Origin of the sequence: Sphingorhabdus profundilacus (assembly GCF_009769755.1) — a bacterium.
GTDB classification, from domain to species: domain Bacteria; phylum Pseudomonadota; class Alphaproteobacteria; order Sphingomonadales; family Sphingomonadaceae; genus Sphingorhabdus_B; species Sphingorhabdus_B profundilacus.
Map to the genome: position 1 here is coordinate 1074938 of NZ_SDWJ01000002.1, position 13002 is coordinate 1087939.

Annotated in this window: 15 protein-coding genes; 6 read left to right on the plus strand and 9 right to left on the minus strand. The window is 53.7% G+C overall.

The window, feature by feature from the left end; genetic code table 11:
• Positions 1-110 precede the first annotated feature (110 nt).
• From EUU23_RS12955 to EUU23_RS12975, 5 genes are read left to right on the plus strand one after another with little or no spacing between them, the layout of a single operon-like run.
• Positions 111-653, plus strand: coding sequence for a DUF3617 domain-containing protein (locus EUU23_RS12955; protein ID WP_160354488.1), 543 nt, complete (start codon positions 111-113; stop codon positions 651-653).
• Entirely contained in the window at positions 650-1204 is a 555-nt protein-coding gene (locus EUU23_RS12960) for a DUF3617 domain-containing protein (RefSeq protein WP_160354489.1), read from the plus strand. The genes EUU23_RS12955 and EUU23_RS12960 overlap by 4 nt, the downstream gene beginning before the upstream one ends.
• A 29-nt stretch (positions 1205-1233) precedes the next feature.
• Positions 1234-2343: a serine hydrolase domain-containing protein gene (locus EUU23_RS12965; protein WP_160354490.1), complete on the plus strand. Its 1110-nt coding sequence runs from the start codon at positions 1234-1236 to the stop codon at positions 2341-2343.
• Positions 2344-2393: 50 nt separating this feature from the next.
• Positions 2394-3728 (plus strand): amidohydrolase, encoded by a 1335-nt coding sequence (locus tag EUU23_RS12970; RefSeq protein ID WP_218939608.1) that lies wholly within the window; start codon positions 2394-2396, stop codon positions 3726-3728.
• A 25-nt stretch (positions 3729-3753) separates the two neighbouring features.
• On the plus strand, positions 3754-4077 hold the full coding sequence (locus EUU23_RS12975; RefSeq protein ID WP_425505118.1) for an HNH endonuclease: 324 nt from the start codon (positions 3754-3756) through the stop codon (positions 4075-4077).
• On the opposite strand, the gene EUU23_RS12980 is transcribed toward EUU23_RS12975, so the two are convergent.
• From EUU23_RS12980 to EUU23_RS13000, 5 genes are all read right to left on the minus strand, one after another.
• Positions 4074-4556 (minus strand): SgcJ/EcaC family oxidoreductase, encoded by a 483-nt coding sequence (locus EUU23_RS12980; RefSeq protein WP_218939609.1) that lies wholly within the window; start codon positions 4554-4556, stop codon positions 4074-4076. The two genes, EUU23_RS12975 and EUU23_RS12980, sit on opposite strands and share 4 nt — an antisense overlap.
• Positions 4557-4586: 30 nt before the next feature.
• Complete coding sequence (locus tag EUU23_RS12985) at positions 4587-5600, minus strand: TerC family protein (protein ID WP_160354491.1); 1014 nt, start codon at positions 5598-5600, stop codon at positions 4587-4589.
• A gap of 78 nt (positions 5601-5678) precedes the next feature.
• Positions 5679-5996 carry an HP1242/YdcH family protein gene (locus tag EUU23_RS14365; RefSeq protein WP_343032724.1) on the minus strand — a complete coding sequence of 106 codons (318 nt, stop codon included), beginning with the start codon at positions 5994-5996 and terminating at the stop codon, positions 5679-5681.
• A 116-nt stretch (positions 5997-6112) separates the two neighbouring features.
• The gene (gene dapD, locus EUU23_RS12995) at positions 6113-6952 is read right to left on the minus strand and encodes a 2,3,4,5-tetrahydropyridine-2,6-dicarboxylate N-succinyltransferase (RefSeq protein ID WP_160354492.1); all 840 of its coding nucleotides are present in this window, start codon (positions 6950-6952) and stop codon (positions 6113-6115) included.
• Positions 6949-7623: a pyrimidine 5'-nucleotidase gene (locus EUU23_RS13000; RefSeq protein ID WP_160354493.1), complete on the minus strand. Its 675-nt coding sequence runs from the start codon at positions 7621-7623 to the stop codon at positions 6949-6951. Before EUU23_RS13000 ends, dapD begins: the two co-directional genes overlap by 4 nt.
• Positions 7624-7985: 362 nt before the next feature.
• Between EUU23_RS13000 and EUU23_RS13005 the strand changes: the two genes are divergently transcribed.
• A complete protein-coding gene (locus EUU23_RS13005) occupies positions 7986-10175 on the plus strand; it encodes a S8 family peptidase (RefSeq protein WP_160354494.1) in 2190 nt (729 codons plus the stop codon).
• A gap of 9 nt (positions 10176-10184) precedes the next feature.
• Here the strand turns inward: EUU23_RS13005 and EUU23_RS13010 are convergent, their stop codons facing one another.
• From EUU23_RS13010 to EUU23_RS13025, 4 genes are read right to left on the minus strand one after another with little or no spacing between them, the layout of a single operon-like run.
• Positions 10185-10541, minus strand: a complete 357-nt coding sequence (locus EUU23_RS13010; RefSeq protein ID WP_160354495.1) for a HesB/IscA family protein — start codon at positions 10539-10541, stop codon at positions 10185-10187.
• Positions 10538-10996: a DUF59 domain-containing protein gene (locus EUU23_RS13015; RefSeq protein ID WP_160354496.1), complete on the minus strand. Its 459-nt coding sequence runs from the start codon at positions 10994-10996 to the stop codon at positions 10538-10540. Before EUU23_RS13015 ends, EUU23_RS13010 begins: the two co-directional genes overlap by 4 nt.
• Positions 10993-12273 (minus strand): aminotransferase class V-fold PLP-dependent enzyme, encoded by a 1281-nt coding sequence (locus EUU23_RS13020; protein WP_160354497.1) that lies wholly within the window; start codon positions 12271-12273, stop codon positions 10993-10995. The genes EUU23_RS13015 and EUU23_RS13020 overlap by 4 nt, the downstream gene beginning before the upstream one ends.
• Positions 12273-12998 (minus strand): SufD family Fe-S cluster assembly protein, encoded by a 726-nt coding sequence (locus tag EUU23_RS13025; protein ID WP_160354498.1) that lies wholly within the window; start codon positions 12996-12998, stop codon positions 12273-12275. The genes EUU23_RS13020 and EUU23_RS13025 overlap by 1 nt, the downstream gene beginning before the upstream one ends.
• Positions 12999-13002: the final 4 nt, after the last annotated feature.

Consider the following 13002-nt stretch of genomic DNA (forward strand, 5'->3'; position numbering starts at 1 on the left):
TTTAGAAAGTGGTACTCTATCGGTACAATCAAATTCCAGCTTATCCTTGTTGCCTTTTGCTTGGCGCAGGGACAGTAGACGCAATCAAACATAAACGGGAGGGAAGACCTATGCGTAAATTTCTGATCTTGGGCGTCGCTGCGCTTGCCATTTCGGCCTGCTCCGAAAAAGGTGCGGATGCCGACGGCGATGGCAAGATTTCCGATGCCGAAGCAACGGCCGAGATGGCCGACGGCGGTTCAATGGCGATGAAGCCAGGTGAATGGGAAGTTAAAATCAGCTTCAACAAAATTGATGCACCCGGGATCCCTGCTGAACTTCAGGGCAAGATGAAAGAGCAGATGGGTAAGGGCATGATCCAGAAAAGCTGTCTTACGCAAAAGCAGGTCGACAAGCCCGGCGGCGATTTCTTTGGTGCACCTGCCGAAGCCAATTGCACTTTTGAAGAGCTAAAGCGCACAGGTGATAGCATGAAGGTCGCCATGACCTGTAAACCTGCGGGCAATATGACGATCAAGAGCAAGATGGACGGTAAATTTGCAGCCGAAACCTACACGATGAACATCAATCAAAACACCGAAGGTACGCCGATGGGCACAGTGAAAATGACCGGAAAAATCGAAGGCAAGCGCGTCGGGGATTGCCCCGCATGATAAAGCTCAGGGTCGCAACCGGAGTTTTGGTGGCGTGTATCACTTTAGTTTCCTGTACCGATAACGGTGCCGACAAGGATGGCAACGGTGTTATCGATAATGAGGAGCGCGCCGCCGAAATGGATTATGACGCATTCGTTCCGATGAAAGCGGGGCTGTGGGAAACCAAATTTGTCTTTTCCGACATAAATGTTCCGACTTTAGGCAAGTCCGAAAAAAAGCAGATCATGGATGAAATTGCGAAGGGCGCATCCAACCGGACCTGCCTTTCTCAAGCCGAGGCAAAAAAGCCGGGGGCAGATTTCTTCGGAGGCGATGGCGCAGAAAAATGTTTGTACAAGGCGTTTGACGTGTCCGGACAGAATGTACGAATGGAGCTAAGTTGCGGCATGGAAGGTATGGGCAGTATCGACATGCTGCTTGCCGGTGTTATGGGAGACACCGCTTTTAATTATGAAAGCGAAGTGGATATCCGCCTGCCGATGTTTGGCAAAGTCAAAATGAAAGGCAACGCAATCGGGAAATATGTCGGGGACTGTCCGGCGAAATGATCCGGTTGGGTTGGGTATTAACACGCATAATGATGATGGGATTGCTTCCCTATTCATATGTCCATGCAAAAGAACCGTCAAAATCCGAAATTCGCGCGGCGCAAGTCAGGATTGAATTCACTTCGTCGACCCTTTCGCAACGGTTAGCGAGGGGCGACGCGGGAATTGCCGGACGGCCTGTACGAATTGATGATCCGGTGAGGGTCGCCTCGATATCCAAACTGGTGGTCGCTTTAGGCGTGATGCGTTTGGTCGAGATGCGAAAAATCGATCTTGATCGCGATGTGAATGCCTATCTGGGCTGGTCGGTGCGGAATCCCGCCTTTCCCGATGCGCCCATCACCATGCGTGATCTTTTGTCGCATCGTTCGGGTTTGCGCGATAGCGTCGATTATATTGTCCCGCTTGATGGGGATTTGTCGCAGGTTCTGGCGCAAAATAAAGCTTGGGAATTGCGGCACCCGCCGGGCAATTACTTCAGTTATGCCAATATTAATTCTCCGCTAATTGCAGCGGTGATGGAAGGGGCGACTGGGGAGAGATTTGACCGGTTGATGGCTCAACTGGTGCTCACGCCCTTGCAACTGGATGCCTGTTATAACTGGGGCGCCGGTTGCAGCGCAGGGCAACGTGCAAAGGCGGTGACCCTTTTGCGCCCTAATGGCGACATCGCTCGTGACGCCCCGGTGAATGGAGCCGACCCTTGCGCCGTTTACCCTGCCACCAACGGCAGTTGCGATGTCGAGGTGCTTTACAAAATCGGTAAAAATGGTTCAGCATTCAGCCCCCAAGGCGGATTACGAATTTCGGCGCAGGATTTGGCGAAAATTGGCCAATTATTGTTGAAACATGGAAAGCCATTATTGTCGGAAGCGGTTTTTGACGAAATGGTCAGTCCCGCCTGGACTTTCGACGGCAGTAATGGCGACGATGATAAAGGCTATTTCAAAGCCTACGGCTTGGGGGTCCATTTGCTGGACGATGGAAAAGGCGGGCAATGGATAGGTCATGTGGGTGAGGCTTATAGCCTGCGCGCCGGGCTTTGGGTCAACCCGAAGAGCGGACGGGGCTTCGTTCAATATGTGACCATGGTGGACGAATTCGCGCCAGTCGGTCATTGCTTCGCCGCCTGCCCATGATAGACTGGCGGCATATAAGTAATTAGGTGCGATTTGGGAATTGGGGCAGGATGATGAAAAAGAAATTGATATTGGCAGTGCTCGGCGGTGCTGTTTTTTGTGCAGCGGCGTCGGCCAGACCGGATTATTCGGTGGCGGTAAAGGCGGATTATGACAAATCGTTAGCAGCCCTGTGGGATCATTTCCATCGTAACCCCGAACTGTCGTTTCGCGAGTTTAAAACAGCTGCTCGAATGGCTCAGGAATTGCGCGCTGTTCCCGGAATGGTTGTGACTGAAAAAGTGGGTCAGACCGGTGTCGTCGGTGTATTGAAAAACGGTGACGGTCCGGTTGTTCTTGTCCGTGCCGACATGGATGGTTTGCCCGTGCAGGAACGGTCAGGACTAGCCAATGCTTCGACTGTGCGGCAGGTCGGTGTAGATGGTCTCGAAATGCCGGTCATGCATGCGTGCGGCCATGACGTTCACATAACGTCGCTTGTAGGGACAGCTCGGCAATTGGCAGCTATGAAAGATAGGTGGAAAGGAACGGTATTGTTTATCGTTCAGCCCGCCGAGGAACGTGTTGGTGGCGCCAATGCAATGATCAAAGATGGACTCTACACGCGATTTCCCAAGCCAGATTTTGCACTCGCCTTTCATGTCGCGGCCGAACTGGAAACCGGTAAGATTTCAGCATCCGAAGCCATTCAATATTCATCCGCCGACAGTGTCGATATCCGCGTTCCGGGTATAGCGACGCATGGTGCGGCTCCCCAATTGGGGCGTGATCCGGTTTACATCGCGTCACAGATTGTGGTCGCGCTGCAGTCGATCATCAGTCGCGAAAAAGGCCCTTTGGAACCCGGCGTGATTACCGTCGGGGCCTTTCACGCAGGAACAAAGCATAATATAATTTCGGAATTTGCCGATCTGCAAGTTACGGTTCGTGCGAACAGTCAGGACGTGCGCGACAAGCTAATCGCTTCCATTGAGCGGGTTGCGGTCGGCATTGGCCGCGCGCATGGATTGCCGGAGGATAAACTGCCTGTCGTGAAGGTCAATGAATCTACGCCAGTCACGGTCAATGATGCCGCGTTGGCGCGACGATTAAATGGTGCTATTGCAAAAGCGCTGGGTAATGACGTGGTTGTACCATTCCGTCAGACGAACATGGGCGCGGAGGATTTCGCTTTCTTTGTCGATCCGAAGTTTAATGTTCCCGGATATTATTTCGCCGTCGGCGGAACCGCACCGGAGTGGATGGAAGCAGCAAAAAATGGCGGCAAGCCAGTTGCTGGGCACCATTCCCCGCTATTCAGGATTGACCCGGAGCCATCAGTACGGCTGGGGATCGAAGCAATGACGGCTGCAGTTCTTGACCTTCTCGGTACGACGAAAAGTTGATGACCGGCGATAGGCGATAAATCCGGTGGCCCGCAAATCGCGCGATTGGTTGGACGATGAAGAAACGGCATCAAATGCGCCGGCCATCACGTGCTGGCTTTGTGGCCGTGAAATGGGCGAGATAACCGAATGGCATCACCCAATACCCAAAAGCCGGGGCGGAAAGACGCGAGAAGCTGTCCACCCGATTTGCCATAGGACGATCCACGCAAATTTTAGCAATAGTGATCTTGAAAAGCGCTATTCCAACATCACTGCGCTATTGGCTCATGAAGAAATCGGGCGGTTTGTGGCATGGATCGCCAACAAGCCGCCCGACTTTAACGCACCGACCAAGGATCGGCGTTAACCAGCCTTTTCCGGCATCATAGAAGAGTGTAGATGGTCAATTTTCCATTTCCCGTCTTCAAGGCGATAAATGAATGAATATCGGGCTTTGACGTCGGTTTTTGCACCTGTTGCTGCGTCCGTCAGTTGCACTGTCCATGTACCTAGACGCGCTGCGGTGTTGCATCCCATCTTATAGCTGCTGCTATTGATTGAACCAACCGGGCTGCCTTTCAAAAAGGAGACGAAATAGTCCCGGATTTCTGCATGGTTTAGCCGTGGCTTGTTGGATACCGTCGCGAGCAAGACTGCATCTTTCGTGAACAGCTTTGTTACCAGATCGGGATTTTTGGTCGCCCACGCATTGTTGAACTCGGTAAATAATCCATCAATATTGGCTTGGCTGACGACCGCACATTTCATGGACTGCGTCGTCTTTGCTTGGGCCGGAACGGCAATCATAGCTGCCGCGATTGCGGCACCCATTATATATTTACTCATTTTAATTCTCCTATTTGGGTTGGAAAAGGTTCAGGCCACGGGATTGGACGGTTCCTCACTCTTGGTTTTCCAGAGTGAATAGATGATTCCGCCAAATATCAGGCCGAAAGTCACAGCGAGACTCATTACGGGTGGAAATTTGTCGCCGCTTAAAAGAAAGTCGGAAACAAAAATCTTGGAACCTATGAAAACCAGTACAAGCGCCAAGGCATATTTCAGATAGTGGAAGCGATGTACCATTGCCGCCAAGGCAAAATACAACGCGCGCAGACCCAAAACGGCCATGATGTTCGACGTGTAAACAATGAATGTATCTGTTGTGATCGCAAAAATTGCAGGCACGGAATCGACAGCAAAAACCAGATCAACGATATTTATTACCACTAAAGCCAGAAACAACGGCGTCGCAGCTAAAGCAAGCTTTCCGGTCCTTGTATCGGGAATGCGAACGAAGAACTTTTGTTCATGCAATTCGGGCGTTACCCGCATGATGCGCGAAATAAACCGGACAGCAGGATTGTTTGCGACATCCATTGGTTTGTCGCTGGCAAACAGCATTTTCACGCCCGTCGCGATCAGGAACAGTGCGAAAATGTAGAGCACCCAATAGAATTGCTCGACAAGTGCGGCACCCAAAGCAATCATGACGCCGCGCAAGACGATAACGCCAATTATGCCCCATAACAACGCGCGATATTGATATTTTGGCGGTATGGAAAAGGTTGTAAATATCAGGCCGATGACGAAAATATTATCAATCGACAATGCCTTTTCTATGAAGAAACCGGTATAATATTTCATCGTCAGATCGGCACCAATTTCGGCGCCAAATGTGGCCGTTTTCTGGAAATAGACCCAGACTCCGAATGCCAAAGCGATGCTGATATAAAAGGCCGATAGTTTCAGGCTTTCGCCAATCCCCATCTCGCGGTCTTCCTTGTGCAAAATGCCAAGATCAAAGGCGGTCAACGCCACGACCAGGCCAAGAAAGGCCATCCAGAACCAGACCGGTGTACCCAGCCAGTCCATCATCAGAAATTCCATATTCTATTCCCTGTTAGCGCCTAAAAGACACCATATGGACAGGCCATATGGTGTCGGGAGAGGGCTTGTTTTTCTATATTATTGAAGGTGGGGTTGCTTGTTATGCAAACGCTTTGCCGCACTCGCCTGTAGACGATCCTTTACGGCCAGTTTTAGGCGCTTCAGCTTCTGGATCCGAAATAGGTCGGGCCAGCGCATCTTGAGTTCGGCGCGCAGCTCATGATCCAGTTTTTGGTGAAATTGCATTAATCGAAATGACGTAAATGTCATAGCTACATCCTCTTTGAACAAATTTAGGTTCAATCGGATGCTCCGGTAACCGGAGTGGTAGCATTTCGGGGTTTGGAGGGAGGACCACCAAGCCAGTGCACCGGAAACATCCGATGCGGCCGACATCACGTTGCTTCAAAAAGAAGCGAGCGCCAGAGGGGCCCGGTCCGCTTAAGGGTTATGGAGCGATTCGCTCTGATTTGCAAGCATAAATTTTAGGTCGTGAACCTGTTCTTACCGACTCAATCTCTCAACAGATCATTTATGGCGGTTTTGGCGCGGGTTTGGGCATCGACGCGTTTAACAATAACTGCACATGACAGACTTGGTCCGGGGCTGCCATCGGGCAACGCCTTGCCGGGTAAGGATCCTGGTACCACGACAGAATATGCCGGGACGCGTCCGACGAAAACCTCGCCCGTCGAACGGTCGACAATTTTGCTCGTGGAACTGATGAATACGCCCATAGCGAGGACCGCGCCTTCTTCGATTATTACACCCTCGACCACTTCAGAGCGCGCACCAATAAAACAATTATCTTCAATGATGACCGGGCCAGCCTGTAGTGGCTCAAGCACGCCGCCGATCCCGACGCCGCCTGACAGATGCACATTCTTACCGATTTGCGCGCAACTGCCGACTGTTGCCCATGTATCTACCATCGTACCCTCGTCGACCCGTGCACCGATGTTGACAAAACTTGGCATAAGAATCACATTTTTTGCGATATAGCTTCCATGGCGCGCTACGGCACCCGGCACGACACGAAAGCCGGCATCTTTGAACCGGTTCTCACCCCAGCCAGCAAATTTTGATGGAACCTTGTCATAGGCAGGAGCGCCCGAGGCACCGCCGTCGACGACGATATTGTCATTCAGTCGGAACGATAACAATACTGCCTTTTTGAGCCATTGATTGACCAGCCACTGCCCATCGCGCTTTTCCGCAACGCGAAAACGGCCGCCATCCAGCCCGGCCAATACGGTGTTCACAGCATCACGCACTTCCCCCTGCGTCGCCACACTGATATGATCCCGATTGTCCCATGCATTGTCGATTATTGCGGAAAGCTGCTCTGTCATGACGCTCTTTCAATGTTGTGAATTGACGACAGCCATTCGGCGACATCGGCAATTTCATGGTCAATATGGTCCAAGCCGCCGCTGCTATCAGTTTCGCCGGCGTGTTTCACCCAAATAGTTTTCATTCCCATTGCTTTGGCAGGGACCAGATTATGGGCAGAATCTTCGACAAAGAGCGAGGTTTTCGCGTTGATTTCAAGTTCCGCGCATAATGCGGCATAGCTGTCCGGATGGGGCTTGGGCAGATGATTCATTCGATGAATGTCGAAAACATCTTCGAATAGATTGTCCAGCCCGCGTGTCATCAATACCCGTTCGGCATAAGGCGCGTCAGCATTTGTGAAAATCAGTTTCCGGCCCGGCAATGCTTCGATATGTGCGCGCAACAAGGGCGCGGGCGAAAGCAATGACAAATCGACGTCATGGACAAAATCAAGATATCCATATGGGTCCACATGATGCTCGCGCATCAAACCGCCCAAGGTTGTCCCGTATTTTTGCCAATATCGGTGTCGGATCAGATGCGCTTCTTGGGAACTGATTTTAAAAAAATCCTGTACGAATAACGCAATTCTGTCGCGCACCTGAGCCATGATATTGGCATCAGGAGGATAGAGAGTCAGATCAAGATCGAAAATCCAAGTGTCGATATGGCGGAAAGATTGATGCATCAGGATTTACCTAAACTTCTATTGAACATATCTCAACAAGTCTTGGGGTTCGGTGGCATTTGGTAAGGTTAACAGTCACCAGTACAAACGATCTTAAGTTTTTCGAAAGTGATGCCGTCTTATCTAGTTCCATTCAGAAAAAGGTTCACCCGGCCATGAAACAAGCTCATAAAATCAACAGCATTGCTATCGGTTCGTCAGTCTTATTCGCGCTCACATTATCGGCTTGTGGTGGAGGTGGCGGGGGAGTCAGTTCCACGCCTCCCCCACCATCTGTGCCAACGGTGGTTGCACCCCCCCCTCCTCCTCCGCCGCCCCCACCACCTCCTCCCCCACCGCCGCCCGCGACCAATTTTGCAACAATGGAGTATAACCGTTCGGATGGACCGGGATTTCATAACGCAATTACTGCTTATCAGGCTGGTGCAACAGGTGCGGGTGTCACCGTTGGCGTCATAGATTCCGGAATCGACCCCAATAGCCACGAATTTGCCGGACGGATTCATGCTCAGTCGAGCGATGTAACGGGCGCTGGCCGCGCCTTGGGTGACGACGACGGGCATGGCACCGAAGTCTCCCGCGTTATTGCTGCCGCAAAAGATGATCGTGATACGCATGGCATAGCATATAACGCGACGATCTTGTCGCTGCGTGCGGATCAGTCGGGTAGTTGTACAACTCCAGCTGCTGGAGAAGATGAAGCAAGCTGCTCATTTTTCGACTCATCGATTGCGGCCGGAATAAATCGTGCGACTGACAATGGAGCGCGGGTCATCAATATATCTTTGGGTGGGCCAGGTGGCGCAAATGCAGCTCTGCGGAGCGCCATCAATCGTGCAACACTCGCCGGAATTGTCATCGTCGTTTCCGCCGGAAATGAAGGCAACAACAGTGTGCCCGAATTTGACCCCAATAATCCGAGCCCATTCGCGCAGGCTCTGGTAGCAAGCGGCAATGGATTGGTCATCATTTCCACGTCCGTGGACGACCAGAACCTGATTTCCGATTTTAGTAACAAGGCAGGTGTATCCCAGAATACGACTTTATCTGCCTTGGGCGAAGGGATATGCTGCGAATATCAGAATGATACCATTAACCGTATTCAGCAAAATGGACAGACTTTTGTCCGGGTTTTCAACGGAACATCTTTTTCCGCACCACAAATCTCCGGAGCAGCAGCCTTGCTGGCTCAAGCCTTTCCAAACCTTACCGGTCAGCAAATTGTCAACTTGTTACTGACCAGCGCGCGTGATGCCGGGGCAGCGGGCACGGATGCTATATATGGCCGCGGTATATTGGACATTGCCCGCGCCTTTGCGCCTGCTGGCACAACGTCGTTGGCTGGCACCTCCACCTTTGTTCCGTTAAACGGGAATGGCGGCTCAACTTCAGGGCCGATGGGTGACGTAGCCTTATCAAACAGGCCGATATCTGCCGTGATCCTGGACAGTTATGGACGGGCTTATGATATAGATCTGGCGCACGGGTTGAATGCAGCGACGCCGAAATTGCGCCTGACACCAGCACTTGTCGATCAGGGGCGGTCAGTGAATCTGGGTGTCGGTACAACGCAAATCGCTTTTTCGATCAGCGCCGCGTCGACCGGAGCAGCAAATATACTTCCCTTGGCGCTGTCTGACGGACAGCAAAGACAGGCCCGCGTTCTGGCGGGGCGGGTAAGTGCCGCCATTTCGCGGGATATGCGGTTTAGTCTGGGGATCAGACAGGCGGCTTCGGCCCAAGTTGCTGCGTTGCAGGATATGAACAGCGGCGCGTTTTTAACCGCAACCGAGGCGCGTCTTGATGGCGGTTTTGAACGGCAGCCGGGCAGTTCTGCGGCGCTTCGGCGTCAGATCGGGGCATTTGGTCTGACCGGCAGCGTCGAAACAGGCGATGCCCGACTTTTTGAACGCACCGGTTCCGAATTTGACCGCGCCGGCACCCATAAATATCCGTACGCCACGCTCGGCTTGTCGGTGGACAGGCAGGTCGGCCCGGCGAAATTAGCGCTTAGTGCCAATTGGATGCGGGAAGATGAAACGATATTGGGTTCGCGCTTTGCCCAGTTTATCGGCCAGAATGGTGCGCGCACCCTGTTCGTCGATGGCAATGGAGAACTAGCGTTAGGAACAGGCTGGAGTCTTGGCGCAAGTTGGCGGCAAGGATGGACCTATGCCAACAGCGGTGCTGCAATCTTGGGGCAAAGCCAATTAGGTAGCAACGCATTCTCGTTTGACATCGCCCGCATCAATGCCTTTGCCAGCGGCGATCGATTGGCGTTACGGGTCGCACAACCATTGCGCGTTTCAAACGGCGGATTGGCATTGAATGTGCCGATATCCTATGATTATGCAACGCTAACGCCGACATTTGGTACGCGCCGCTTTAGTCTGGCACCCACTGGCCGCGAAATCGCAAGCGAAATAGCGTGGACCGTACCGATTACCGGCGGCTATTTCTCGTCCAACGTTTTCTGGCGTCAGGAACCGGGCCATTTCGAAAATCTGTCCGACGATGTCGGTGTTGCTTTCCGGCTGCAATATGATTTCTAAGATTCGGCTTTAGACAGTAAAACTCTCGCCGCAGCCGCAACTGCCGGTGGCATTGGGGTTGTTGAAGACAAAACCTGCGGCGAATTCGTCTTCTACCCAGTCCATGGTTGAGCCGACCAGATAAAGGACGGATCCGCCATCAATGTAAAGCACGCCTCCGGGCGTCTCGATCTTTTCATCAAAAGCGACAGCCTCGGTTACATAATCGACCGAATAGGCAAGGCCGGAACAGCCGCGCCGCGGTGTCGACAGCTTAACGCCAATCGCATCGGGCGGTGCCTTGGCCATTAGCTCGGCAATGCGTGCTTCCGACGCCGGGGTCAGCATGACTGCCGCAGGGCGGGCTCGTGTTTTCACATCGCTCATAACATTCCCAGCTCCAAACGGGCCTCGTCGGTCATATTGGCCGGGCTCCAGGCTGGTTCCCATACCAGATTCACTTCGGCGTCGCCGATACCCGGGACCGCACCGACCCTCAGTTCCACTTCGCCCGGCATAGATTCTGCTACGGGGCAATGCGGTGTGGTCAACGTCATCGAAACCAGCGCGTGCCCATTGTTGATTTCGACATTGTAGATTAACCCGAGGTCATAGATATTGACCGGGATCTCCGGATCGTAAATTTCCTTGAGTGCAGCGATGACAGCCTCATACAGGACGCCATCCGGCTCGCCAGCGGCAGGCGCGGCGGGTTTCTGCGCCAAAAAACCTTCCAAATAGTCTTTCTTGCGGTCCAAGGTTTGTGACGGGCTTTCGACCCTGGCTTTCGGGGGCTTTTCCACGCTACCTACTTCTTCAATGCGGATGCCATCGTCGCTCATCCGAAAATCCTCTTCACTCTTTCAAGGCCGCGCACCAAGGCCGCGACATCGCTTTGATCATTATAAACACCGAAACTCGCCCGCGCGGTCGCCGCGACACCCAGATGGTCCATCAACGGCTGGGCGCAATGGTGGCCGGCACGGATGGCCACGCCCTCTTCATCCAATATGGTGCCGATGTCGTGCGGATGCACCCCTGTCATCGAAAAAGACACGATTCCGGCTGATTTTTCCGGCCCGAACAGCGTGATCGAATTGATACTCCGCAACGCGTCCCGGGTCTGCGCGGCGAGGGCGCTTTCATGCGCGAAAATTTCTTCAGGGCCGATGGCGTCGACAAAATCGATGGCCGTGTGCAAGCCAAGGACTTCGATGATCATGGGTGTTCCGGCTTCGAACCGGGCAGGAGCCGGTGCGTAGGTTGTCTTTTCAAAAGTCACGCGGTCGATCATCGCGCCGCCACCTTGCCAGGGTGGCATGGACTCCAGCGTTGCCGCCTTTGCCCAAAGCACACCGACGCCGGTCGGGCCATAGAGCTTGTGGCCCGAAAACACATAAAAGTCGCAGCCGAGTTCGGCCATATTCAGCCGCATCCGTGGTGCCGCCTGGCAGCCATCCAGCATCAGCTTTGCGCCCACGGCGTGGGCCGCCTTTGCCGCCCGTTTCACGCCCAGCACCGAACCCAGCACATTGGACACATGGGCCAGCGCGACCAGCTTGTGCTGTTCGGTCAGGTTCGCCTCCAGCCAATCAAGGTCGATCAGGCCGTCTACCGTTAATGGACACACATCAATGTGCGCGCCGACCTTTTCGGCGACCATCTGCCAAGGCACGATATTGCTGTGATGCTCCAACTGGCTGAGCATGATGCGGTCGCCCGCCTTCAGATGCGCGCCGCCCCAACTGTGCGCGACCAGATTGATCCCCTCGGTGGCACCGCGCACGAAGACAATTTCGTTGGCCGAGGCTGCACCCATGAAACGCGCCACGCGCTCCCGCGCTGCTTCGAACGCGACGGTCATATGTGCAGAGCGGGCATAGACGCCGCGATGCACCGTCGCGTAATCGGCGCCGCCCGCGCGCATCATCGCGTCGAGCACGACCTGGGGCTTTTGCGCGGTCGCGGCGGTGTCCAGATAGTGCCAGTTGTTGGCAAGACCGGGGAATTGATCCCTAATTCCGTTCGTGCTGAGCGCAGTCGAGACACCGTGAGGCTGTGCACCAACGATGGGTGTCTCGACTGCGCTCGACACGAACGGAGAGGTGGTTGATTCCATCACACCAATTCACCAAGTTTTTGCAGCGCCAAGGATGTCAGCATAACTTCATCCGACGCGCCTTCAAACACACCGGCAACGAACGCCTGAAGCATCAACTTCTTCGCATCGGCGGGCGCAAGTCCTCGTGCCTGAAGGTAGAATAGCCCCATCGGGTCCAACTCTCCAATCGCGCAGCCATGCGCGCATTTGACATCATCGGCGTAGATTTCGAGTTCGGGTTTCGCATTGGCGGTGGCACTGCGGTCGAGCAGCATTGCCTTGACCGATTGTTCGCTGTCGGTTTGCTGTGCATCGCGGGCGACGGCAACCTTGCCGAGATAGGTTCCGGTCGCTGTCCCGGCGAGGACCGAGCGCACAATCTGTGACGAGGTTGCGCCGGGTTCTGCATGCGTGACCGTGGTTACAATCTCGAGATTTTGTATTCCCCCGCCGATCTGCACCGCACCGAGTTTGAAATCCGCACCTTCATGCAGCGTGACGTTGAGTTCCACCCGCCCATAATCGCCGCCGATGTTCAGGACATGGAGGGCCGCCGTCGCGCCCTTGCCGATGGCGATGTCGAGCTGGTGGATCGTGCCGCTGTCTTGAACGATAGTCCGCACGAAGTTTCCGCCTGCAGGCACGACAATATGCTCCGCGGCTGGCAAAGGCCAAAGGCGCGCCAGCGCTTCAATATCGCTATAGCGGAACGCCTCGTCTCTGCGGGTCGGAAGTATATTCATCGCG